The organism is Streptomyces sp. CNX435, assembly GCF_059570575.1.
In genome coordinates this window covers 419,937-442,066 of the sequence record NZ_JCANTA010000001.1, presented here as the reverse complement: position 1 = coordinate 442,066, position 22,130 = coordinate 419,937, and the positions used below count along the sequence as shown (strand labels likewise).

The following is a 22,130-nucleotide window of genomic DNA, read 5'->3' as shown; positions in this document are numbered from 1 at the left end:
GTACTCCCACCCCTGAGGCGCGAGGGGTACCTCACACAGGTCGAAAGGCAAGGCAAAGCTGTGGCGCGAGGGGACCTGACGGACCGGCAGTGGGCTCGACTGGAGTCGCTGCTGCCAGCGGGGAAGAAGTCGGGGCGGCCACGGACGTGGGCGCGTCGGCAGTTGATCGACGGGATACGGTGGCGGACCCGGGCTGGCACGCCCTGGCGGGACGTCCCCGGGCGGTACGGCCCATGGGACCGGGTCTACGACCTGTTCCGCCGCTGGCAGCGCGACGGCACATGGAAGCGGATCCTGGAACAACTGCAGGTCCTAGCCGATGTACAGGGCCTGATCACCTGGGACGTGAGTGTGGACTCGACCGTCTGCCGTGCCCACCAGCACGCCGCCGGCGCGCGCAAAAGGGGATTTGCAGCGTGAGCCGCCCGGTGGGGTCGACACCGAGCCGGACGATCACCGGCTCGGACGTTCCCGTGGTGGCCTGACGACGAAGATCCACCTTGTGACCGAGCAGGGGCAGAAGCCGCTGTCCCTGCTGATCACTGCGGGCCACCGTCACGACAGCCCGCAGTTCCAGCCCGTCCTCGAACGCATCCGCGTGCCTCGCACCGGTCCCGGACGCGCGCGCACCACGCCGGACAGGGTCCGTGCCGACAAAGCCTACGGATCCCGCGCGAACCGCTCCTACCCGCGCAGGCGCAGGATCGGGTGCACCATCCCGGAGAAGGCCGACCAGGTCCGCAACCGCGAGAGGCTCGGGTCCCGGGGCGGTCGGCCACCGGCCTTCGACAAGGACGACTACGACTACAAGGAACGCCACGCGGTGGAGTGCAGGATCAACCGGCTGAAACGGCACCGCGCAGTGGCCACGGGATACGACAAACTCGCCGTCCGATACGAGGCGACCGTGCTGGTTGCAGTCCTCAACGAGTGGCTGTGACCGGCGCTTTCGCGACCGGCTCTAGATGTGGAAGGTGGTGGTTGCCTCCAGAGCCGCCCGGCCGATCGCGACCCGGTTTACCGGCGCGTTCTCGTCGGCGTAGCCGAAAGAGACCCCCACGAGCAGCTTCCCCTCGTCCACTCCGAGTTGGTCGCGGACGGCGTCGGCGTAGAAGCTGAGCAGGCCCTGCGGGCAACTGGCCACGCCGTAGGCGGCCATGGCCAGCAGCAGCGTCTGCATGTAGGCGCCAGCGTCGGCGGCCAGCCGCGGCCCGCCGTCGCCGGTGACGAACAGGAACGCGGCATGGGGCGCCCCGTAGAAGCCCAGGCTCTCCGCGTCGTAGGCCGCGCGGGCCGTGTGGTCCTCGGGGCCGATGCCCAGCGCTCCGTACACCTCGGCGCCGAAGGCGGCCTGCCGTTCCTGGTGGACGGGGTCGTACATGTCCTCGGAGTACGGGTAGTCGGCCGTGACGCGTCCCTCGGCGTGGGCCGTTCGCAGGGCGTCGGCCAGACGGTCTCGCCGTGCGCCGCCGACCACCTCGACCCGCCACGGCTGCGCGTTGGAGTTGGACGGCGCGGCGCCGGCCAGGGAGAAGACCCCGCGCAGAGTGTCCTGGGGCACCGGGTCGGGACGGAAGGCGCGGGTCGCGTGGCGCCCGCGGATCAGCTGCTCGGCGTACTCCCATGTTCGTGTCCCGCCCGTCCGTGTTCCGCCGGTGGGCGCCTCGCTCGTGCGTGTCCGGGTGAAGACCGGTCCGCTCATGGAACTCTCCTTAGGTTCATCGAAGTAAACGGAGGCGTTTACCTAGAAGGGCACTATAGCCAGCCACCCCTCCGAAGTAAACGAGAACGTATACTTACGCCATGACCACGGTGCCGACGGCGTCTCGACGGCAGGGACGCGGAGGACGGGAGCGCATCCTGGCTGCCGCAGCCGGACTGTTCGCAGCCCAGGGGATCAACGCGACCGGCATGGAGCAGATCGCGGAGCGGGCGCCGGTGTCCAAGCGCACCCTCTACGCGCACTTCAGGACCAAGGACGAGCTGGTCCTCGCCCACCTCAAGGACCTCTCCTCGACGGGACGCACCCTGGAGGGCGTGCTGGCACGTGAGGACATCCCCGCCAAGGAGCGAATCCTCGCACTGTTCGACCCGCCCCCGACCGGCACGGATCCCGTGCGCGGATGCCCCTTCATCGACGCCGCCGCGGAGTTCCCCGACCCCCAGAACGCGGTCCACTCCTACGCCCGCGAACAGAAACTGCTGATGGCGCGGCTGGTGACCGACCTGGTAGCGGAACTGGGCTGCCGAGAGCCCGCCGTCCTCGCCGAGCAACTCGTGACCCTCGCGGACGGCGCCGCCAGCCGCGCCATGGTGCTGGGCGAGTCGAACTACGGCCGGCACGCGCGGACAGCGGCGGAGACCCTCCTGGAAAACGCGCTGCCGACCACGATCTGACAGGTTCCACCGGGTTGCTCGGTACGCCTAGCGCCTGATGCAAAGATCCCGCCGCTCGACCGAGAGGAAGGCGGGACTTTCACAACAGACGCTAGAGATCATGCCCCGCGCCCCGCGACATCGCGACATCGCGACATCGCGACATCGCGAGCGGGTCCAGGACCAGGTGAAGCCCGTCCGACCTGCACTGATGCCCTGCCTTCGCCGGGCGGTCCGTAGACCACCTGAGGCCAGCCGCGCAGCACGCAGCCGGAGGCCGCGGGAACGTGTTCCGCAATACCGAACGCGCCGCCGGCCGTCGAGCACGGCTGCCGCGCGCCCGGGGGCCCGCGCGTCGCGCGGGCCCCCGGGCGGCCGGCGTACCGGGAACGGCGCTAGTGTGCGCCGCCCAGGAGGGTGCGGATGTGGGCGGCCAGGGTCTCGAACTCCGGGGCGGACATGACCTTTCCGTACTCGCGCGCCGCCGGCAGGTCCACCGGCATCGTCTCGATGATCCGGCCCGGGCGCGCGCTCATCACCTCTACCCGGGTGCCGAGGTAGACGGCCTCCGAGATGGAATGGGTGACCAGCACGATGGTCGTGCCCGTCTCGCGCCAGATGCGGTTCAGCTCGACGTTCAGGTGCTCCCGCGTCAGCGCGTCCAGCGCGCCGAACGGCTCGTCGAGCAGCAGCACCGGCGGCTCGTGCAGCAGCGCGCGGCACAGGGCCACGCGCTGCTGCATGCCGCCTGACAGCTCGTGCGGCAGGGCGTCCTCGAAACCCTGCAGGCCCGTCAGCTCGATGAGTTCGTCGGCTCGGCGGGCCGCGGTCTGCTTGTCCATGCCGCGCATCTCGGCCTGCAGCAGGATGTTCTTCCGCGCGCCCCGCCACTGCAGCAGCGAGGCCCGCTGGAACGCGAAGCCGATGTTGCGCTGCGGGCGGGTCACCTGCTGGCCCAGCAGGCTGACCTGGCCCGTCGTGGGCAGCACCAGGCCGGCGATCATCTTCAGCAGGGTCGACTTGCCGCAGCCCGACGGGCCGAGGATGGAGACGAACTCACCGGGCTCGATCCGCATCGAGACCCCGTCGACCGCCGTGGTGCGACTGCGCTTCGTCGTGAACGTGCACGTCACATCGCGGATGTCGATGCTTGCGGACGCCGCCGCGTCGGTCGCGGCGGCCTTCTTCTTTTCGAGCTGCGGCACTGCTCACCCCTTAGCGGCGTACGACGCGTCCCAGTAGGCGGCGGGCTCCTTGGCCTCCTTCAGCATCCCGCCGTCCGCCAGCAGATCGATAGTCTCCTGCCACGACTCCTCGGAGTTGACGCCGACTCCGCCGTCGCCCGCCAGCAGCGGCAGCGTGTCCTTGAGCTGGTTGGCGAGCACGTTGTCCGGCGGCGGCTCGGTCGCGGCCTCCGACATGATCTGCACGGCCTCGTCCTGGTTGGCCTCGACCTCCTGCCACGACTTGGCGGTGGCCCGGACGAACGCCTTGGCCAGCTCGGGGTCGTCGGCCAGCAGCTTGTCGGAGGCGACGATGCCGGTGCCGAGGACGTTCATGCCGAAGTCGGAGAAGAGGATGTAGTCGACCGTCTCACCGGTGGTGTTCTCGATGGTGGGGCCCTGGTCGTGGAAGAAGCCCATGATGGCGTCGACCTTGCCGGCGGCCAGCTGCGAGATCTTGTCCGCGGGCTGGACGTTGACGACCTTCACCTTCGAGGGGTCCACGTCGTTGGCTTCGAGCCAGCCGGGGAAGGTGGCGTACATCGCGTCGCCGGGCGTGCCCGCGACGGTCTTGCCCTCCAGGTCGGCCGGCTCCTTGATCTCCTGGTCGGACATGAACTGCACGGAGGACGGGCCCTTCTGGAGGTACACCCCGAGGCTCTTGACCCCCATGCCCTCGCCGATGCCCGCCATCAGCGGCGGGGTGTCGGCCCAGCCGAAGTCGGTCTGGTTCTGCGCGACCTGCTGGATGGTGGCGGCGGAGCCGTTGCCGGGCTTGATCTCCAGGTTGATGCCCTCGTCGGCGTAGAAGCCCTTCTCCACGCCGTAGTAGAAGGGGGCGTGCTCCCCGTACGGCACCCAGTTGAGGGTCAGCGTGACGTTCTTGCCCTTGTCGTCGCCCCCCGCGTCGCCGCCGCCGTCGTCGTCCGACGTGTCGGGGGCGCAGGCGGTGGCGGCGAGCAGCGCGCTCAGCAGGGTGAGTGTCGCCGCGGTGCGTTTCATGTCTTTAGCCTTCCTGGGTGGTCCGTTACTGCGGGATACGGGCTGCGGCGCCGGGTCGGCGAGCCGGGCGGGCCATGCGGGCCATGGCCCCGGGGGGCTCACGTCGTCGCCATGGTCACGCTGGAGCCCTCGCGGCGGCTGGCGTGCCACGGGATGAGCAGGGACTCGGCGACCTCGATGACGACGAACAGCACCACGCCGATCGCCGACATGAGGATCAGGTCCGCGAAGAGCAGCGCGGAGTTCAGGTTGCCGCTGGCGAGCAGCAGGATGTAGCCCAGCCCTTCGCTGGCCCCGACGAACTCGCCGACGACGGCGCCGACCACGGCGAGGGTCACCGCGACCTTCAGCCCGGCCATCAGCTGCGGCAGCGCGCCGGGGAAGCGCACCTTGACGAAGACGCTCCACCGGCTGGCGCCCATCGTCGCGGAGAGGTCCAGCAGTTCGGGGTCGGTGTCGCGCAGCCCGGCGACGCCGGAGACGACGACGGGGAAGAAGGCGATCAGCACGGCCAGGATGATCTTCGGGGAGAGCCCGGTGCCGAACCACACGATGAGGATCGGCGCGATGGCGATCTTCGGGATGACCTGGGCGAAGAGGATGATCGGGTACAGGGAGCGCTCGGCCGTCTTGGAGTAGACGATGAGCACGGCGGCGGCGATGCCGATGAGGGCGGCCAGCAGGAAGCCGATGACCGTCTCGTACAGCGTCACGTAGGTGTGCTCGGCCAGCATCGACCGTTCTTCCCACATGACCTCGAAGACGGAGCCGGGGGTGGGGACGAGGTAGCGCTCGACCATCTCCCGCGCGGTGACGAACCACCAGACGAGGCCGATCACGGCGAGCACGATGAGGGGCCGCCACACGGCGGAGCCGAAGGCGGCGAGCTGGTTGCCGAGGCGCGCTCCGCGCCGCCCCGTCCGCTCGGGAGCGGTCGGGACGGCGGCGGGCGCCTTGAGGTCGTCCTGTGCCGTTGTCACTCGGGATGCATCCAATCGAGGTTGAACAGGTGGCCGTCGCCGGGGCAGTTCCGAGGTGGTTCCTGGTGGTGCCTGGTGCGGTGCTACGGCAGTGGCCAAGGCCACAGAAAGCGCTTGCCATAAGCTACGGGCGGCGCCCACCCGCGGGCAAGGGGTCGTGACGCAGATTCCTGCACCGCTCCCGGGTCGGCAAGGCACCGTGCGCCATGGTCTGATTCCTTCATGGAGAGCACCGCACTCACCACCTGGTCGCTGGAGCAGACCGCCGCGGACGATCTCAGCGCGGCGGCCGAGCCGGCGGCCGTCGCGGCCGGCGAGCTGACCGTCGTACGCGCCGGGATCCCCTCCCCCGGGTTCAACCGCTATCTGTACGAGGCCGTCGGCGCCGATGTGTCGTGGACGGACCGGCTGGTGTGGAACGAGGCGCGGTGGCGCGCCTTCGTCGAGGAGCCGGGCACCGAGACCTGGGTGGCGTACGAGCGCGGCACGCCGGCCGGCTATCTGGAACTGCAGGGCCGGCCGGACGGGGTGGTGGAGATCACCTACTTCGGGCTGCTGCCCGCGTTCCGCGGCCGGCGCATCGGCGGGCACCTGCTCTCCGTCGGCACGGCGCGCGCCTGGGACCTGGCGGAGCGCTGGCCACAGCAGTCGCGGACGCGCCGGGTGTGGGTGCACACCTGCAGCGACGACGGCCCGTACGCCCTGGACAACTACCGGCGCCGCGGCTTCCGGATCTTCGACGTACGCACCGGGGACGCCCCGGCCGGCGACCCCCGGACGTAGGACCCGAAGCCCGGCTCCCACCCCGGCCCCCACCCCTGTCCATATAGCGAGACCGGACTGTCCGCATGGCGGAATACTGTGGACGATCCGCGGCACCCCATGCCACGCTCTCTTCATGGATCGAGCTGGAGTCGCCCTGGTGAGTCGGCGTCACGTCGATCTCGGCCGCATGTCCAGCGCCATCTGTCCGGCGGGCTGAAAGTCACAGCACCGCCGACCTCCCGCCGCCACCCAGCCGTCCCCACCGTCGCGGACGCTCGCGTGCGGCCCTGCCGAGCCGCCCTGCTGAAGAACCGTTTACGCAGGTCACACAGGGTCATGCGCAACCCTGGCCGGCTCCTTCGCTCGCCTTAAGGACACCCCTGTCATGGCTAACTCCTCCACGCGCCCGACCGGGGCCGGACGCCGCAAGGCCGGCCGCCACCGCGGCGAAGGCCAGTGGGCCGCCGGCCACTTCACGCCGCTCAACGCCAACGAGCAGTTCAAGAAGGACGACGACGGTCTCAATGTGCGGACGCGCATTGAGACGATCTACTCCAAGCGTGGCTTCGACTCCATCGACCCCGCCGACCTGCGCGGCCGGATGCGGTGGTGGGGGCTGTACACGCAGCGCAAGCCCGGCATCGACGGCGGCAAGACCGCGATCCTGGAGCCGCACGAGCTGGACGACGAGTACTTCATGCTCCGCGTCCGCGTCGACGGCGGCCGGCTGACGGTCACGCAGCTGCGCACGATCGGCGAGATCTCGCAGGAGTTCGCCCGGGGCACCGCGGACCTCACCGACCGGCAGAACATCCAGCTGCACTGGATCCGGATCGAGGACGTCCCGGAGATCTGGCGCCGGCTGGAGGCCGTGGGGCTGTCCACCACCGAGGCGTGCGGCGACACCCCGCGCGTCATCCTCGGCTCCCCGGTCGCCGGCATCGCCGCGGACGAGATCATCGACGGCACCCCGGCGATCGAGGAGATCCAGCGGCGGGTCGTCGGCAACCCGGCGTACTCGAACCTCCCCCGGAAGTTCAAGTCCGCGGTCTCCGGCTCCCCGGTGCTCGACATCGTGCACGAGATCAACGACGTCGCCTTCGTGGGCGTCGAGCACCCGGAGCTGGGCCCGGGCTTCGACGTCTGGGTCGGCGGCGGGCTGTCCACCAACCCCAGGCTGGGGGTACGGATCGGCGCCTGGGCGTCGCTGGCGGACGTGCCGGACGTCTTCGAGGGCGTCGTGTCGATCTTCCGCGACTACGGCTACCGCCGGCTGCGCAACCGGGCCCGGCTGAAGTACCTGCTCGCGGACTGGGGCCCGGAGAAGTTCCGCCAGGTGCTGCAGGACGAGTACCTGCTGCGCACCCTCGCCGACGGCCCCGCGCCCGCCGTGCCGGCCCAGCGCTGGCGCGACCACATCGGGGTGCACCGGCAGCGGGACGGCCGCTACTACGTGGGCTTCGCCGCCCGCGTCGGCCGCATCGACGGCGGCACGCTGACGAAGATCGCCGAGCTGGCGGCGGAGCACGGCTCCGACCGGCTCCGTACCACCGTCGAGCAGAAGATGCTCATCCTCGACGTCGAGGAGGACCGGGTCGAGCCGCTGCGCGAGGCGCTGGCGGCGCTGGACCTCCAGGTCGCGCCGTCGTCGTTCCGGCGCGGCACGATGGCCTGTACCGGCATCGAGTTCTGCAAGCTGGCGATCGTCGAGACGAAGGCCCGCGGCGCGACACTCGTCGACGAGCTGGAGCGGCGGCTGCCCGCCTTCGACGAGCCGATCACCATCAACCTCAACGGCTGCCCGAACTCCTGCGCCCGTATCCAGGTGGCGGACATCGGTCTCAAGGGGCAGCTGGTCACCGACGAGAACGGCGAGCAGGTCGAGGGCTACCAGGTCCACCTCGGCGGCGCCCTCGGCCTCGACCCGGGCTTCGGCCGCAAGGTCCGCGGCCTGAAGGTCACCGCGGCCCAGCTCCCCGACTATGTCGAGCGCGTGCTCACCCGCTACACCGCCGGGCGCGAGGAGGGCGAGCGGTTCGCCCAGTGGGCGGCGCGCGCCGGCGAGGAGGACCTCACGTGAGCGGGCGGGCGGCGCCGTTCTACTGCCCGTACTGCGGCGACGAGGACCTGCGTCCTTCCGAAGAGGGGCACGGCACATGGGAGTGCCGGTCCTGCAATCGCGCATTCAAGCTCTCGTTCCTCGGGCTGCTGGCCGAAGGGCTGCGTTCCGACAGCGATGGAGGGAACCACCACCGATGACCGTCATCGAAGACGCGGAGACAGATACCGCGGCGCTTGCCGAGCGGGCCGGCCGCGAACTGGAGGACGCCCCGGCGCTGACGATCCTGCGCTGGGCCGCGGACACCTTCGGCAAGCGCTTCTGTGTCACCTCGTCCATGCAGGACATGGTCGTCGCGCATCTGGCGTCCCGCGTCATGCCGGGCGTGGACGTGCTGTTCCTCGACACCGGCTACCACTTCCCCGAGACCATAGGCACCCGCGACGCGGTCGCCGCCGTGATGGACGTGAACGTCGTCTCGCTCACCCCCAGGCTGACGGTCGCGGAGCAGGGCGCCGAGTACGGCCCCCGGCTGTACGAGCGCAACCCCGACCTGTGCTGCGCGATGCGCAAGATGCAGCCGCTGGAGGACGGCCTCGCCGCGTACGACTCCTGGGCCACCGGCCTGCGCCGCGACGAGTCGCCGACGCGCGCGGACACCCCGGTCGTCGGCTGGGACGCCAAGCGGCGCAAGGTGAAGGTCTCGCCGATCGCCCGCTGGACCGAGGCGGACGTGCAGAACTACGTCGCCGAGCACGGCGTGCTCACGAACCCGCTGCTGGCCGACGGCTACCCCTCCATCGGCTGCGCGCCCTGCACCCGCCGGGTCGCCCCCGGCGAGGACGCCCGTGCGGGCCGCTGGGCGGGCTTCGCCAAGACCGAGTGCGGCATCAACGTCTGAGCCCTCCCCCGCCCGCCGCCGCGGCCCGGCGCGGCGCGCGCCCAACCGTTCCCCAACCGCACCGTCCTAGCTTTGCGAGCCATGCATCCCGTACTGCTGATCGTCGCCCACGGCAGCCGCGACCCGCGGCACGCCGCCACCGTCGCCGCGCTCGCGGCGCGGGTGGCGGCGGCGCGGCCGCACGCGCGGGTGGAGACCTGCTATCTGGACCACTGCGCCCCGCGCGTGCCGCGGGCGCTGCGGCGGCTGTACGACGAGGGCGTACGGGACGTCGTCGCGCTGCCGCTGCTGCTGGCCCGCGCCTTCCACGCCAAGTCCGACATCCCCGCCGTGCTGGACGAGGTACGGGCCGTCCTGCCGCGGCTGCGCGTGGTGCAGGGCGGCGTGCTGGGCCCCGACGCGCTGCTGACGGCGGCGCTGGACCGCCGGATGGCGGAGGCCGGGCTGCACCTGCCCGCCGAACGGGCCCGCACGGGCGTCGTGCTGGCGGCGGCGGGCTCCTCCGACCCGGAGGCGCTCGCGAGCGTCGCCGGGACCGCGCGGGAGTGGCGGCGCACCGCGGGATGGTGCGCCGTGCGGCCCGCGTTCGCCTCCGCGGCCCCGCCCCGTACCGCGGACGCCGTCCGCGCGCTGCGCGCGGACGGCGCCGAGCGGGTGGCGGTCGCGCCGTACGTCATCGCCCCGGGATTCCTGCCGGACCGCATCGTGCACGGTGCGGCCGAGGCCCGGGCGGACGTGCTCGCGCCCGTGCTGGGCGCGGCGCCGGAGCTGGCGGAGCTGCTCGCGCGGCGGTACGACGAGGCACGCGCCGGCGAGCAGCTCCCGCTCACTGCTTAGCCGCTTCGCTCACTGATAGGTGATGTCCGACTCCTCGTAGAGGCAGTTGGTGCCGTCGGGGCCGGAGCCGATCTCGTCGGGCTCGTCGCCGGAGTCGTTGCCCTCGTACTTCACGCAGGGCTCGATCTCGCGGCCGTCGTCGCCGATGATCGTGATGTTGTTGAACTCCGCGGTGTCGCCGTAGTTGACGTTGATGCCGGCCAGCCGGTCGCCGGGCGCGGTCACCTCGACGTCGTTGAAGACCACGTGCCGTTCGTACTGGCTGGAGCAGTTGCCGCAGGAGCGGTACAGCGCGCCGAAGTCCTCGACCGCGAAGCCGCTGACGGTCAGCGTGCCGCCGCCGTTGTGCTGCAGCACCTTGTCCTCGGCCTGGCGGGCGCCGCCGCCGTTGACGGTGAACTGGGAGCCGTCGCCGCCGCGGAAGGTGGCGGCGTCCTCGCCGACGTCCTCCCACCACACGTTCTCCAGGGTGCAGCTGCCCTCGCAGTGCACGCCGTCGGCTGCCGGAGAGCCGAGGATGACGTTCTTGAGCGTGGCGCCGTCCTCCAGCTCGAAGATGGCATCCTGGCCCTCGCCCTGCCCGCCGCCGCCGAGGTCGCCCTCGCCGTAGAAGCGCGTCAGGCCGCCGTCGAACTCGCCGCTGATGACCCGCGTCTCGCTGACACCCTCCTCGCCGCTGGGCGTGGGCCACTCGGCGGCCGACGCCGGCGAGGCCAGCGAGGTGGCGAGTGCTCCGGCGCCGAGGGCGACGGCGCTCACCGCGCCGATGAGCGCACGCTTCACCGTGAAGCGCTTCCCGTGCTTCCGTGCCATGGAACCTTCCCTTTCTGTGGGGGGCGTTCGCTGGAAGGTCGCCACCGGCGCCCGGGAGGTTGCCGGTCGTACGCGATCCCGTCGGCGCACCGCGTGGATTTCACCCCGGTCGCGGATTTAACAAACGCTTCACGTTGTTTCGGAATTTTGTCGTCAATTCCCGTCGCGGGTACGGGAATTGAATGTGGCGGGGAATTCTGCGATCGTCCGGTCATGCCCATCGACCAGCGCTTCTTCGCACGCCACCACGTGGATCTGGTGCGCGTGGCGAGCGCGCTGTGTCTCCGCGGCCGTCCGTAGACGGCCGCGCCCGGGCGTACGCCGCGGGTGCCTTCCGCACGGGTGCTTCGCCACCCGTTGATTCCACCCGCCCGTACGACCGACCCCGAATGAGGTTCCATGTCCACCCCGCCGACCCTCTCCCCCGCCCCGCCCGCCGGGGCCCCCGCAGCCCTGTCCCCCGCCGCGCTCGGCGAGGTCGTACGCGGCCTCGCCCGCCGTCCCCACCGCTGGCGCCCGGCCGTCCGCTTCGACGCCGCGGCCCGCTTCCACACCCGGCTGGAGGTGTCCGGCGGGTACGAGGTCTGGCTGCTGACCTGGCTGCCGGGCCAGGGCACCGAGATCCACGACCACGGCGGCGCCGCGGGCGCGTTCACGGTCGTGGCGGGGGCGCTCACCGAGCGCACCTTCCCCGGGCTGCGGGGCGACGCGCCGCGGGCACGGAAGCTGGCCGTCGGCGGGCTGCGCGCGTTCGGACCGCGGCACGTCCACGAGGTGGTCAACGCCGGCGCGGAGCCGGCCGTCAGCCTCCACGCCTACGCGCCGGCGCTGTCGGCCATGTCGTACTACGCCGAGGTGCCCGACGGCGGCCTGCGCCCGGTCCGTACCGACCCGGTGGACTGACCGATGACCACCGGCAACGGCTCCGGCATCGACGGCATCGACGGCATGCTCGCCGCCGTACGCGCCACGCTGGACCGCCTCACCCCGCAGCAGGCGTACGCCGCCCTCGCCGAAGGCGCCGTGCTCGTGGACACCCGGCCCGAGTTCCAGCGGCGCGCGTCCGGCACCGTGCCGGGGGCGCTGCTGGTGGAGCGCAACCACCTGGAGTGGCGCTGCGACCCGTCCAGCGGCGCGACCGTGGCCGAGGCCACCGGCACGGATGTGCACTGGATCGTCATGTGTGACGAGGGATACGCCTCGTCGCTCGCCGCCGCCTCCCTCCGGGCGCTCGGGCTGTCCCGCGCGACGGATCTGACCGGCGGTTTTCAGGCGTGGCGGCGGGCCGGCCTACCGGTCACACTCCCGTAACACCCCTCCCCCACAAAGGCAAGCAAAAGCACACGAATGAGCTACCCGAATCTCGGGCCGTTCGTCCACGCCTCAAGAACCCCCTTGACCGATCTACCCCGGGGGGATTATCCCTACTAAGTCAATAGGGATAATCGGAAAGACGATGTTGATTCCCGGAACAACCCCGAGAGGATGACCCTCCCGTGTCTGCACCACGCCGCCGCCGCGCGGCCATACGTCTGCTCGCCGGCACCGCCGCCCTCCCCCTCCTCGCCCTGACCGCCTGCGGCTACGGCTCCGACAGCGACGACGAGGGCGGCGACGCGGCCCCCGCCGCGCAGGGCGAGAAGATCGGCGGCCTCGACGAGATCAACATCGGCTTCTTCGGCAACGTGACCCACGCGACCCCCCTGGTCGGCCTCGGCGACGACGGCCTGATCACCAAGGAGCTGGGCGGCACCGCCGTCAAGCCGCAGATCTTCAACGCCGGCCCGTCCGCCATCGAGGCGCTCAACGCCGGCTCCGTCGACATGACCTGGATCGGCCCCTCCCCCGCCATCAACGGCTACACCCAGGCGGACGGCCGCAACCTGCGCATCGTCGCGGGCGCCACCTCCGGCGGCGCCTCGCTCGTCGTCAACCCCGACAAGGTCAAGACCCTGGACGACCTGGAGGGCAAGCGGATCGCCACGCCCCAGATCGGCAACACCCAGGACGTGGCGCTGCTCAACTACCTCGCCGGCGAGGACCTGGAGGTCGACCCGCAGTCCGGCAAGGGCGACGTCTCGGTGATCCGCCAGGACAACAAGGAGATCCCGACCACCTTCCAGCAGGGCGGCCTCGACGGCGCCTGGGTGCCGGAGCCGACCGCGTCCAATCTCGTCGCCAAGGGCGGCGAGGTGCTGCTGAACGAGAAGGATCTGTGGGAGGACGGCAAGTTCGTCACCACCCACCTGATCGTCTCGCAGACGTTCCTCAAGGACCACCCCGACGTGGTCGAGGCCGTCATCCGCGGCTCGGTGAAGACCAACGCCTGGATCAAGGACAACCCGGACGAGACCAAGACCCTGATCAACGCCAGCCTCAAGGAGTACGGGGGCAAGCCGCTGCCGGACGAGGTGCTGAACCGCGCGTTCGGCGAGATCGAGGTCACCGACGACCCCCTCGCCACCACCCTCGGCGAACAGGCCGACCACAGCGTCACGTCGGGGCTGCTCGACGAGGCGAAGACCGACGGCATCTACGACCTGTCCATCCTCAACGAGGTGCTCAAGAGCGAGGGCCGGCCCGCCGTCGACGACGCCGGCCTCGGCGTCGAGTAGTTCTGCCCGCCTCACCTCCGGGAGGTGCAAGAGATGTCCACCGCCATCACCGACGACGCCCCGGCCGGCTCCGCGCAGGCCGGGGCCGGGCCCGCGGCCCGCATCACGCACGTGTCCAAGTCCTTCGGCCGCCCCGGCGAACGGCTGCTGGTCCTCGACGACATCAGCGTCGACGTCGCGCCGGGCGAGTTCGTCACGCTGCTCGGCGCGTCCGGGTGCGGCAAGTCCACCCTGCTCAACCTGGTCGCCGGCCTCGACGCCCCGTCCGCCGGGACCATCGAGATACCCGGCGCGCAGCGCCCGGCGCTGATGTTCCAGGAGCACGCGCTGTTCCCGTGGCTGACCGCGGGCAAGAACATCGAGCTGGCGCTGAAGATGCGCGGCCTGCCCAAGGCCGAGCGCCGCGGCGAGGCGGAGCGCCTGCTCGAACTCGTCCGGCTGGCCGGCGCGTACGGCAAGCGGGTGCACGAGCTGTCCGGCGGCATGCGCCAGCGCGTCGCGCTGGCCCGCTCGCTCGCCCAGGACAGCAGGGTGCTGCTGATGGACGAGCCGTTCGCCGCGCTCGACGCCATCACCCGCGACGTGCTGCACGACGAGCTGACCCGCATTTGGACGGAGACGAAGGTCTCCGTGCTCTTCGTCACCCACAACGTGCGCGAGGCCGTCAAGCTCGCCGAGCGCGTCATCCTCATGTCCTCGCGCCCCGGGCGCATCGCCCGGGAGTGGGCCATCGACATCCCGCAGCCGCGCCGGATCGAGGACACCGAAGTGGCCAACCTGTCGCTGGAGATCACCGAAGAGCTGCGAGAGGAGATCCGCCGCCATGGCAAGCACTGAGACCAAGAGCGGCGAGGACTCCGCCCCCGGCCTCGCCGGGCTCGAAGCCGGCCTCGACGCCCTCGACACCCACACCGCGTCGCGCACCCCGCTGCGGCAGGTGCTGCTGCAGAAGGTGCTGCCGCCGATCATCGCGATCGCGCTGGTGCTGGCCGTCTGGCAGCTGCTGTACGTGCTGGAGGTCAAGCCCGACTACCAGCTCCCGGGCCCCGGCCAGGTCTGGGACGCGTTCGCCGACCAGTGGTACGAGGGCACGCTCTTCGAGACCATCTGGACGAGCCTGTCCCGCGGCGTGCTCGGCTTCCTCATCGCCATCGCCATCGGCACCCCGCTCGGACTGATCGTCGCCAAGGTGCCGTTCGTGCGCGCCGCGATCGGCCCGATCCTCACCGGGCTGCAGTCGCTGCCGTCGGTGGCCTGGGTGCCGGCCGCGATCATCTGGTTCGGCCTCACCCCGTCGATGATCTACGCGGTGGTGCTGCTCGGCGCCGTCCCGTCGATCGCCAACGGGCTGGTCTCCGGCATCGGCCAGATCCCGCCCCTGTACCTACGCGCCGGCCAGGTCATCGGCGCCACCGGCCTGCACGGCGTACGGCACGTGCTGCTGCCGGCGGCGCTGCCCGGCTACCTCGCCGGGCTCAAGCAGGGCTGGGCGTTCTCCTGGCGGTCCCTGATGGCCGCGGAGATCATCGCCACCTCCCCCGATCTCGGGGTGGGCCTGGGCCAGTTGCTGGAGACCGGCCGCGGCTACCAGGACATGGCGATCGTGCTCAACGCGATCCTGCTGATCCTCATCGTCGGCGTCGCCATCGAACTACTGGTCTTCGGCCCGATGGAACGCCGCGTACTGCGCAACCGGGGACTGCTCGTCACGCGCTGAGCACGAGCTGTTCCCCGCGCGCACCGGGGGCCGTTCCGGGCCGCAGAACAGGTCCCGGAACTGCCCCCGGTGATGTGCGTGTAAGGGACATGACTCCTCCGGGGTGGGGTTATCCCCCGTACTTTCGGTGGAGCTGAGCGCCACCGGGTTCACCAGCCAGCACGATGGGGACCTCAGCCGCGCTTCTCTAGCGTCGTATCGGCAGGTGGGGGCAGTGTGCCGCCGCCGCGCGACGAGGGAGAGCGACGATGGGGGCACCGAGGACGCCAGGGCATACGAGGCGGCGGCAGGGCGTCGCCGCGGCCGTCGGCGGCTGGAGCGTCACCCACCGCTGGGCCGCGGTGGGTGTCTGGGTGTTGTTCGTGGTATTGGCGACCGTCGCCGGCTCGGCGGCGGGGCGGGCGGAGGTCAGCGACAGCGAGGAGGTCCCGGGCGAGACCGGGCGGTCCGCGAAGATCCTTGAGGACGCGGGGGTGGACGAGCCGGTCGGGGAGAGCGTGCTCGTCCAGTCGCCGGACGGCGCGCTGAAGGCGTCGGCCGGCGAGTTCCGTACGGCCGTCGAGGACGTCGTACGGGCCGTGCAGGGCACCGGCGAGGTGGCGGACGTCGTCTCGCCGTACGACAGCGACACGATCTCCGAGGACGGGCGCTCCGCGCTGGTGCAGTTCCGGATGAAGGGCGACCCGGAGACCGCGGCCGACCGGGTGGAGCCGGTGACCGACGCCGTCGCGAAGGTCCAGGAGGAACACAGGTCGCAGGGGCTGCTGGTCGAGGAGATCGGCGGCGCCAGCATGGAGAAGACCTTCGACGACGCGTTCGGCGAGGACTTCAAGAAGGCGGAGTACTCGGCGGTGCCGATCGCCTTCGGCATCCTGCTGATCGTCTTCGGCGCGTTCGTGGCCGCGCTGCTGCCGGTGGTGCTGGCGCTGACCGCGATCGTGGCCACGATGGGCCTCATGGGCGTGGTCAGCCACGTCCAGCCGATGAGCGACGTCGCGGACTCGGTGATGCTGCTGGTGGGGCTGGCCGTCGGCGTCGACTACTGCCTGTTCTACCTGCGCCGCGAACGCGAGGAGCGGGCCAAGGGCCGGGACGCGCGTACCGCGCTGGAGATCGCCGCCGCCACCTCCGGGCGCGCGGTGCTGGTCTCCGGGATCACGGTCATCGTCGCGATGTGCGGCATGCTCTTCACCGGCCTCGCCGACTTCGAGGCGATGGGCGTGGCGTCGCTGATGGTGGTCGCGGTGGCCATGGTCGGCTCGGTCACCGTGCTGCCGGCGATGCTGTCGCTGCTCGGCGAGCGGGTCGAGAAGGGCCGGGTGCCGTTCCTGGCCCGGCTGAAGCGGGGCCGGTCCAACGCCGGCGGCGAGAGCCGGGTGTGGCGGGCCGTGCTGACGCGGGTGCTGCGCCGCCCGAAGGTGGCGGTGGTGGTGGCCACGGGCGCGCTGGCGGCGATCGCCCTGCCGGCGCTCGGGATGAACACGGCGAACCTCACGCTGGACCAGGAGTTCGGCGACTCGTTGCCGATCGTGCAGACCTACGACCGGGTCAACGAGGCGTTCCCCGGCGGCTCCGACCCCGCCGAGGTGGTGGTCAGGGCCGACGACATCAACGCGCCCGAGGTCCGCAAGGCCATCGTCGACTTCGAGGAGCAGGCGCTCGACACCGGCGCGTCGAAGGGCCCGATCGACATCCAGGTCCACGACGACAAGAACGTGGCCATCATCGAGGTGCCCCTGGTCGGCGGCTCCGACCAGGACAAGGCCGAGAAGAGCCTCAGCCTGCTCCGCGACGAGATCCGGCCGGTGACGCTGGAGGCGGTGGACGGCGTCGAGGCGCCGGTCGGCGGCCAGGTGGCCGGGAGCAAGGACTTCAACGACCAGCTGGTCGGCGCGGTGGTGCCGGTCTTCATCTTCGTGGTGGCCTTCGCCTTCCTGCTGATGCTGATGGCCTTCCGGTCGCTGACGATCGCGATCACCTCGATCCTGCTCAACCTGCTGTCGGTGGGCGCGGCGTACGGCGTGCTGACCATGGTCTTCCAGCACGGCTGGGGCGCGGGCCTGGTGGGCGCCGAGGGCGTCGGGGCGATCGTCGCCTGGCTGCCGCTGTTCCTCTTCGTCATCCTCTTCGGGCTGAGCATGGACTACCACGTGTTCGTGGTCTCCCGGATCAAGGAGGCGCGGGCCCAGGGCCGCGGCACCGCGGACGCCATCTCGCACGGTGTGATCACCACCGCGGGCGTGGTGACCAGCGCGGCCGTCATCATGGTCGCGGTGTTCTCGATCTTCGGCACGCTGTCGATGCAGTCCATGAAGCAGATGGGCGTGGGCCTCGCGACGGCGGTCCTGATCGACGCGACGATCATCCGCGGCGTGCTGCTTCCCGCGGTGATGTCGCTGCTCGGCGAGCGCAACTGGCACTTCCCGAAGGCGCTGCGCTGGCTGCCCGACCTGGAGCACGACGAGCCGCGGCCGGCACCGACGGGTAGCGTCGTGCCGCCGGTTCCCGCACACTCTCCGTTGGTCGAAGGGAGCCGCCGATGAACCTGCCGTTCGGCAACTACCAGAGCGAGATCTACCTGAACGGCCTGGCCGACAAGGTGCCGCCGTTCACCACCGACCTCACCGCGCTGGAGCAGTCCGCGCGCGAGCGGCTGGCGGACGGTCCGTTCTGGTACGTCGCGGGCGCGGCCGGCTCGGGCGCCACCGCCCGGGCCAACCGGGAGGCGTTCGACCGGGTCCGCCTCGTCCCGCGCATGCTGAGCGGCGCCACCGAGCGGAGCCTGGCCACCACCGTGCTGGGCTCCGCGCTCCCCGCGCCCGTCCTGCTGGCGCCCGTCGGGGTGCAGTCGATCCTGCACCCCGACGGCGAGCGGGCCACGGCCCGCGCCGCCGCCGCCCTCGGGGTCCCGATGGTGATGTCCACGGCCTCCTCGTACTCCATCGAGGAGGTCGCGGAGGCGAGCGGCGCGGGCCCGCGCTGGTACCAGCTGTACTGGCCGAACGACGACGAGGTGTGCGCCAGCATCCTGGCGCGCGCCCGCGCCGCGGGCTTCACCGCCCTCGTCGTCACCCTCGACACCTGGACGCTGGCCTGGCGCCCGCACGACCTCGACGCCGCGTACCTGCCGTTCATCCGCGGCGTCGGCACCGCGGTTGCCTTCTCCGACCCGGCCTTCCGCGCGGGCCTGGCGAAGCCGCCGGAGGAGGACCTGGGGGCGGCGGTGCTGCGCTGGGTGCCGATGTTCACGGGCACGGACCGGACGTGGGACCGGCTGCCGTTCCTGCGGGCGCACTGGGACGGGCCGATCCTGCTCAAGGGCATCCAGCACGTGGCCGACGCCCGCCGGGCCGCGGACGCCGGCATGGACGGCGTCGTCGTCTCCAACCACGGCGGCCGGCAGGTCGACGGCGCCGTCGCCGCACTCGACGTGCTGCCGGAGATCGCGGCGGCGGTCGGCGACCGGGTCGAGGTGCTCTTCGACTCGGGGGTACGCACCGGGGCCGACGTGCTCAAGGCCCTCGCGCTGGGCGCGCGTGCGGTGCTGTACGGCAGGCCGTACGCCTACGGGCTCGCCCACGGCGGCGAGGAGGGCGTGGCGCACGTGCTCCGCAGCCTGCTCGCCGACCTCGACCTCACCCTGGGACTGTCGGGTCACCGCTCGACGGGCGAACTGGGGCCGGACGACGTGCCCCGCCCTCCGGGCTGATCGCCCGCAGCGCGTACCCCGCGGCGGTGGCGGCGACGTAGCTGAGGACGGCGTACACCGCGCCGGGCATGGCCATCTCGGTGCTGTCCAGCAGCGTGGGGCTGATCGCGATGGTCATGGCCAGCCCCACGTTGTGCATCCCGATCTCGAAGCAGCACGCCACGGCCTGCGGATGCGCCGCGCGCACCAGCCGGGTGGCGCCGTAGCCGACGGCCAGCGAGACCAGGGTGAACAGGAACGTGATCGGCCCGAGGTCCACGAACGAGTCGGTGATCCGGTCCCGCTCGACCACGGCCACGCCGACGATCACCAGGAAGAGGCCGAACAGGGACGCCACCCGGACCGGCCGGTCGATGCGCTCCCGGACCCGCGGGGCGCGGGCCCGGGTCAGCATGCCGAGCCCGACGGGGATCAGCACGATGGCGAAGACCTGGAGGATCTTGTCGTAGTTCAGGCCCAGGTTGTCGCGGCCGACGTCGAAGTACTCCAGCGAGAAGTTGACGATCAGCGGCAGGGAGAACAGCGACAGAGCGGAGTTGACGGCGGTGAGCGTGATGTTGAGGGCGACGTCGCCGCCGAAGAGCCGGCTGTAGTAGTTGGCGATGGCGCCGCCCGGCGAGGCGGCCAGCAGCATCATCCCCACCGCGTACACGGGCGCCAGGTCGAAGGCCAGCACCAGCCCGAAGCAGGCGGCGGGCAGCAGCAGCACCTGGCACACCAGCGCCGCGGCGACGGCGCGGGGGTGGTGCCGTACGCGCCGGAAGTCGGCGAGCGTGAGGCCCAGGCCGAGGCCGTACATGATGACGGCGAGGACGACGGGCATCAGCACGGTCGTTACCGGGGAGTTCACGCGCACCAGACTGCTGGGTGGCGCCGCACGCTGTCCAGGCCGGAAGGGGTGCGTTAATCCGATGGCGCCTCCGTTTCGCCCGGGCCATGATGGCGCGCATGCTCGCGACTCTCCTCGCCTTCCTGGGGGCCTGCACGCTGATCGCCGCCACGCCCGGCCCCAGCACGGTCCTGATCATCCGCAACTCCATGCGCGGCCGCCGCGCGGGGATGATGACCGTCCTCGGCAACGAGACGGGCGTCTTCCTGTGGGGCGCCGTCGCCGCGTTCGGCCTCACGGCGCTGCTGGCGGCCTCGCAGCTGGCGTACGACGTGATGCGCTGGGTCGGCGCGGCGGTGCTGGTCTGGTTCGGGGTGCAGGCGCTGCGCGCGGCGCGGCGGGGGACGGCGGCGGAGTTCGCGGACCGGGCGGCGGAGGAGGTCACGTCGTGGCGCGCGTACCGCGCGGGGCTGCTGCTGAACCTGGCCAACCCGAAAGTGGGCGTCTTCGCGATGTCTTTCCTGCCGCAGTTCGTGCCGGCGTCGGCGCCGCAGCCGACGACGACGGTGGCGTTCGCCGCGCTTTGGGCGGTGTACGAGGTGGGTTGGTACGCGATGTACGTGTGGTTCGTGGGGCGGCTGAAGGGTGTGCTGTCGCGGGCGGGCGTGCGCAAGCGGCTGGAGCAGGTGTCCGGCACGGTGCTGGTGGCGCTGGGGATCCGGCTGGCGGTGGAGCACTGAGCGGGGCGCGGGCCCGGGCCGTACGGGCTGGAACGGGACCCTGACCGCACCGTTATGCGCCCGTGCGCTGCACGCCGCAGACTCGTGCGCCATGTACCTCACCGCATCGGGACGGATACTCGCGGCCGTCGTGCTCCCGGCCGCCCTGCTGGCCGCCGGCTGCGGCGGCGACGACGGAGGCGATGACGGCGGCGGCGGGGGCGATGCCCGCAGGCCGGCCGCGTGCACGTACGCCTCCGGCCAGGGCGGCGGCGCCTCCGAACGGGCCGGCGGGCCCGTTGAAGACGACGTGGACGGCGACGGGCACGCCGACGCGGTCCTCAACGGCTGGTACAAGAGCGGCACGTCGTGGCGCAGCAACCGCTTCGTGCTCCGCGCCGCGGACGGCGGCCCGGACCCGTCGGCCGCCTTCCCCCTCTCCGGGTGCTATCCGCCGCACGGCCCGCTGCCGCAGTTCCCCGTGGGCCACGACTACTCCGCGCAGCTCACCGGGGACCTCGACGACGACGGCTACGCCGACGTCCTCGTCCGCGGGGTACGGGGCCCGGACGGCTCCGACTCCGGGAAGCAGCGCATCGTGTGGGGCGGCCCCGAAGGACCCGTGGCCGCCACCGACCTGCCCCGGGACGCCGACCCGGCCACCGCCGTGGCCGACTTCGACGGCGACGGCACCCTCGACCTGCTGACCCTCGCCGGCCACGAGGGCGCCGAATACAACCGCCGCGCCCAGCCCGCCACCGTGCTACGCGGCCCCCTCTCCCGCGCCGGCGCGAAGCCGCGCTCGACGGCGGACATCGACGTGGGCTCCGACGGCTGGGCGTCGATCAACGAGGTGGTCACCGGCGACTTCGACGGCGACGGCCGCGACGACCTGGTCGCCAGGGCCAACTACGGCGAGGAGGACGTGCGCTTCGAGGAGGACATGCCGGACGGCGTCCTCGACGTGGCGTACTACCGCGGCACGCCCGAAGGGCTGCGGCTCGCCGGCGCTGTGCCGGGCGCCCTCTCCGGGTCCCCCGCACTGAGCGACGCCGCCGTTCCGCTCGTGTCCGGCGACTTCGACGACGACGGGACGGACGACATCGTCGCCCGGCAGGAGGAGGACCGCGCCGTCGTCACCTACGGCAGCCCGGCGGGCCCGGGGGGCGGCCGCGGCGACGCCGAGCTGGACCGGCAGGTCGACCTGGGGTACGTCGTCGGCGACGTGAACGGCGACGGGACGGACGACCTCGCCACGTCCCACTCCGCGAGCGGCGGGGAGGGCAAGGTCACGGTCGCCCTGGGCGGCGCCGACGGCCTCGACGCGGACGGCGCGCAGGTCGTCGTGCCGCAGGATCTGGGGGCGGAGCGCCGCGGGCGCCCGAACGCGGACCACTTCTTCGGCTGGCAGCTGGACCTCGCCGACCTCGACACGGACGGGTACGACGACCTCGTGGTCGGCACGTTCCGCGCGGGCGAGCCGCCCGAGGAGTCCGGCTACTGGATTCTGCGCGGCACGCCGGACGGGACGTCGGTGCGGGAGCGCGACTTCGTCCTCACCCGGGACGCCGGATAGCGGGTATCC

The 22,130-nt window shown here is 71.7% G+C and carries 23 protein-coding genes; 17 read left to right on the top strand and 6 right to left on the bottom strand.

Features of this window, described 5'->3' with window-relative positions; genetic code table 11:
* Positions 1 to 60 precede the first annotated feature (60 nt).
* Positions 61 to 940, top strand: a protein-coding gene (locus T328_RS01825; protein WP_496493998.1) for an IS5 family transposase whose coding sequence is annotated in 2 segments (ribosomal slippage) — positions 61 to 419 and positions 418 to 940 — 882 coding nt in all. Because the reading frame shifts where the segments join, the coding sequence is not laid out codon by codon here.
* A 21-nt stretch (positions 941 to 961) separates the two neighbouring features.
* Here the strand turns inward: T328_RS01825 and T328_RS01820 are convergent.
* On the bottom strand, positions 962 to 1,702 hold the full coding sequence (locus tag T328_RS01820; RefSeq protein ID WP_496493997.1) for a nitroreductase: 741 nt from the start codon (positions 1,700 to 1,702) through the stop codon (positions 962 to 964).
* A gap of 101 nt (positions 1,703 to 1,803) precedes the next feature.
* On the opposite strand from T328_RS01820, the gene T328_RS01815 reads away from it, so the two are divergent.
* On the top strand, positions 1,804 to 2,397 hold the full coding sequence (locus tag T328_RS01815; RefSeq protein ID WP_496493996.1) for a TetR/AcrR family transcriptional regulator: 594 nt from the start codon (positions 1,804 to 1,806) through the stop codon (positions 2,395 to 2,397).
* Positions 2,398 to 2,771: 374 nt separating this feature from the next.
* Here T328_RS01815 and T328_RS01810 read toward each other — a convergent pair whose 3' ends face one another.
* The 3 genes from T328_RS01810 to T328_RS01800 form a co-directional block, all read right to left on the bottom strand.
* A complete protein-coding gene (locus tag T328_RS01810) occupies positions 2,772 to 3,581 on the bottom strand; it encodes an ABC transporter ATP-binding protein (RefSeq protein ID WP_496493995.1) in 810 nt (269 codons plus the stop codon).
* A 3-nt stretch (positions 3,582 to 3,584) separates the two neighbouring features.
* Positions 3,585 to 4,601, bottom strand: coding sequence for an ABC transporter substrate-binding protein (locus T328_RS01805; protein ID WP_496493994.1), 1,017 nt, complete (start codon positions 4,599 to 4,601; stop codon positions 3,585 to 3,587).
* A gap of 98 nt (positions 4,602 to 4,699) precedes the next feature.
* Entirely contained in the window at positions 4,700 to 5,581 is an 882-nt protein-coding gene (locus T328_RS01800; protein WP_496493993.1) for an ABC transporter permease, read from the bottom strand.
* Between the two features lie 222 nt (positions 5,582 to 5,803).
* Here T328_RS01800 and T328_RS01795 point away from each other — a divergent pair, with 222 nt between their 5' ends.
* From T328_RS01795 to T328_RS01770, 6 genes are all read left to right on the top strand, one after another.
* Entirely contained in the window at positions 5,804 to 6,364 is a 561-nt protein-coding gene (locus T328_RS01795; RefSeq protein ID WP_496493992.1) for a GNAT family N-acetyltransferase, read from the top strand.
* Positions 6,365 to 6,479: 115 nt separating this feature from the next.
* Positions 6,480 to 6,563, top strand: coding sequence for a putative leader peptide (locus T328_RS01790; RefSeq protein WP_367648462.1), 84 nt, complete (start codon positions 6,480 to 6,482; stop codon positions 6,561 to 6,563).
* 168 nt (positions 6,564 to 6,731) lie between these two features.
* On the top strand, positions 6,732 to 8,426 hold the full coding sequence (locus tag T328_RS01785; protein ID WP_496493991.1) for a nitrite/sulfite reductase: 1,695 nt from the start codon (positions 6,732 to 6,734) through the stop codon (positions 8,424 to 8,426).
* Complete coding sequence (locus T328_RS01780) at positions 8,423 to 8,605, top strand: hypothetical protein (protein WP_496493990.1); 183 nt, start codon at positions 8,423 to 8,425, stop codon at positions 8,603 to 8,605. The genes T328_RS01785 and T328_RS01780 overlap by 4 nt, the downstream gene beginning before the upstream one ends.
* On the top strand, positions 8,602 to 9,306 hold the full coding sequence (locus T328_RS01775) for a phosphoadenylyl-sulfate reductase (RefSeq protein WP_496493989.1): 705 nt from the start codon (positions 8,602 to 8,604) through the stop codon (positions 9,304 to 9,306). Before T328_RS01780 ends, T328_RS01775 begins: the two co-directional genes overlap by 4 nt.
* Before the next feature lie 81 nt (positions 9,307 to 9,387).
* Complete coding sequence (locus T328_RS01770) at positions 9,388 to 10,143, top strand: sirohydrochlorin chelatase (RefSeq protein ID WP_496493988.1); 756 nt, start codon at positions 9,388 to 9,390, stop codon at positions 10,141 to 10,143.
* A gap of 9 nt (positions 10,144 to 10,152) precedes the next feature.
* Here the strand turns inward: T328_RS01770 and T328_RS01765 are convergent, their stop codons facing one another.
* Positions 10,153 to 10,956, bottom strand: coding sequence for a pectate lyase (locus T328_RS01765; RefSeq protein ID WP_496493987.1), 804 nt, complete (start codon positions 10,954 to 10,956; stop codon positions 10,153 to 10,155).
* Between the two features lie 399 nt (positions 10,957 to 11,355).
* On the opposite strand from T328_RS01765, the gene T328_RS01760 reads away from it, so the two are divergent.
* From T328_RS01760 to T328_RS01730, 7 genes are all read left to right on the top strand, one after another.
* Positions 11,356 to 11,859, top strand: coding sequence for a cysteine dioxygenase (locus T328_RS01760; protein WP_496493986.1), 504 nt, complete (start codon positions 11,356 to 11,358; stop codon positions 11,857 to 11,859).
* Between the two features lie 3 nt (positions 11,860 to 11,862).
* Complete coding sequence (locus T328_RS01755) at positions 11,863 to 12,267, top strand: rhodanese-like domain-containing protein (protein WP_496493985.1); 405 nt, start codon at positions 11,863 to 11,865, stop codon at positions 12,265 to 12,267.
* Positions 12,268 to 12,452: 185 nt separating this feature from the next.
* A complete protein-coding gene (locus T328_RS01750) occupies positions 12,453 to 13,571 on the top strand; it encodes an ABC transporter substrate-binding protein (RefSeq protein ID WP_496493984.1) in 1,119 nt (372 codons plus the stop codon).
* 33 nt (positions 13,572 to 13,604) lie between these two features.
* A complete protein-coding gene (locus tag T328_RS01745; protein WP_496493983.1) occupies positions 13,605 to 14,408 on the top strand; it encodes an ABC transporter ATP-binding protein in 804 nt (267 codons plus the stop codon).
* Entirely contained in the window at positions 14,395 to 15,288 is an 894-nt protein-coding gene (locus T328_RS01740; protein ID WP_496493982.1) for an ABC transporter permease, read from the top strand. The genes T328_RS01745 and T328_RS01740 overlap by 14 nt, the downstream gene beginning before the upstream one ends.
* A 248-nt stretch (positions 15,289 to 15,536) precedes the next feature.
* A complete protein-coding gene (locus tag T328_RS01735; protein WP_496493981.1) occupies positions 15,537 to 17,831 on the top strand; it encodes an MMPL family transporter in 2,295 nt (764 codons plus the stop codon).
* Positions 17,828 to 18,997: an alpha-hydroxy-acid oxidizing protein gene (locus tag T328_RS01730; protein ID WP_496493980.1), complete on the top strand. Its 1,170-nt coding sequence runs from the start codon at positions 17,828 to 17,830 to the stop codon at positions 18,995 to 18,997. Before T328_RS01735 ends, T328_RS01730 begins: the two co-directional genes overlap by 4 nt.
* Here the strand turns inward: T328_RS01730 and T328_RS01725 are convergent.
* The gene (locus T328_RS01725) at positions 18,924 to 19,847 is read right to left on the bottom strand and encodes a bile acid:sodium symporter family protein (protein ID WP_496493979.1); all 924 of its coding nucleotides are present in this window, start codon (positions 19,845 to 19,847) and stop codon (positions 18,924 to 18,926) included. The two genes, T328_RS01730 and T328_RS01725, sit on opposite strands and share 74 nt — an antisense overlap.
* A 98-nt stretch (positions 19,848 to 19,945) precedes the next feature.
* On the opposite strand from T328_RS01725, the gene T328_RS01720 reads away from it, so the two are divergent.
* Together T328_RS01720 and T328_RS01715 are read left to right on the top strand one after the other, a co-directional pair.
* On the top strand, positions 19,946 to 20,566 hold the full coding sequence (locus T328_RS01720) for a LysE family translocator (RefSeq protein WP_496493978.1): 621 nt from the start codon (positions 19,946 to 19,948) through the stop codon (positions 20,564 to 20,566).
* Positions 20,567 to 20,657: 91 nt separating this feature from the next.
* Positions 20,658 to 22,121, top strand: a complete 1,464-nt coding sequence (locus T328_RS01715; protein ID WP_496493977.1) for a VCBS repeat-containing protein — start codon at positions 20,658 to 20,660, stop codon at positions 22,119 to 22,121.
* Positions 22,122 to 22,130 lie beyond the last annotated feature (9 nt).

Excerpts from the sequence above, each read along its gene's own strand:
- T328_RS01820 (WP_496493997.1), bottom strand. The coding sequence starts at position 1,702 with ATGAGCGGACCGGTCTTCACCCGGACACGCACGAGCGAGGCGCCCACC.
- T328_RS01815 (WP_496493996.1), top strand. The coding sequence starts at position 1,804 with ATGACCACGGTGCCGACGGCGTCTCGACGGCAGGGACGCGGAGGACGG.
- T328_RS01805 (WP_496493994.1), bottom strand. The coding sequence starts at position 4,601 with ATGAAACGCACCGCGGCGACACTCACCCTGCTGAGCGCGCTGCTCGCC.
- T328_RS01795 (WP_496493992.1), top strand. The coding sequence starts at position 5,804 with ATGGAGAGCACCGCACTCACCACCTGGTCGCTGGAGCAGACCGCCGCG.
- T328_RS01790 (WP_367648462.1), top strand. The coding sequence starts at position 6,480 with ATGGATCGAGCTGGAGTCGCCCTGGTGAGTCGGCGTCACGTCGATCTC.
- T328_RS01785 (WP_496493991.1), top strand. The coding sequence starts at position 6,732 with ATGGCTAACTCCTCCACGCGCCCGACCGGGGCCGGACGCCGCAAGGCC.
- T328_RS01775 (WP_496493989.1), top strand. The coding sequence starts at position 8,602 with ATGACCGTCATCGAAGACGCGGAGACAGATACCGCGGCGCTTGCCGAG.
- T328_RS01770 (WP_496493988.1), top strand. The coding sequence starts at position 9,388 with ATGCATCCCGTACTGCTGATCGTCGCCCACGGCAGCCGCGACCCGCGG.
- T328_RS01765 (WP_496493987.1), bottom strand. The coding sequence starts at position 10,956 with ATGGCACGGAAGCACGGGAAGCGCTTCACGGTGAAGCGTGCGCTCATC.
- T328_RS01760 (WP_496493986.1), top strand. The coding sequence starts at position 11,356 with ATGTCCACCCCGCCGACCCTCTCCCCCGCCCCGCCCGCCGGGGCCCCC.
- T328_RS01755 (WP_496493985.1), top strand. The coding sequence starts at position 11,863 with ATGACCACCGGCAACGGCTCCGGCATCGACGGCATCGACGGCATGCTC.
- T328_RS01745 (WP_496493983.1), top strand. The coding sequence starts at position 13,605 with ATGTCCACCGCCATCACCGACGACGCCCCGGCCGGCTCCGCGCAGGCC.
- T328_RS01740 (WP_496493982.1), top strand. The coding sequence starts at position 14,395 with ATGGCAAGCACTGAGACCAAGAGCGGCGAGGACTCCGCCCCCGGCCTC.
- T328_RS01735 (WP_496493981.1), top strand. The coding sequence starts at position 15,537 with ATGGGGGCACCGAGGACGCCAGGGCATACGAGGCGGCGGCAGGGCGTC.
- T328_RS01730 (WP_496493980.1), top strand. The coding sequence starts at position 17,828 with ATGAACCTGCCGTTCGGCAACTACCAGAGCGAGATCTACCTGAACGGC.
- T328_RS01720 (WP_496493978.1), top strand. The coding sequence starts at position 19,946 with ATGCTCGCGACTCTCCTCGCCTTCCTGGGGGCCTGCACGCTGATCGCC.
- T328_RS01715 (WP_496493977.1), top strand. The coding sequence starts at position 20,658 with ATGTACCTCACCGCATCGGGACGGATACTCGCGGCCGTCGTGCTCCCG.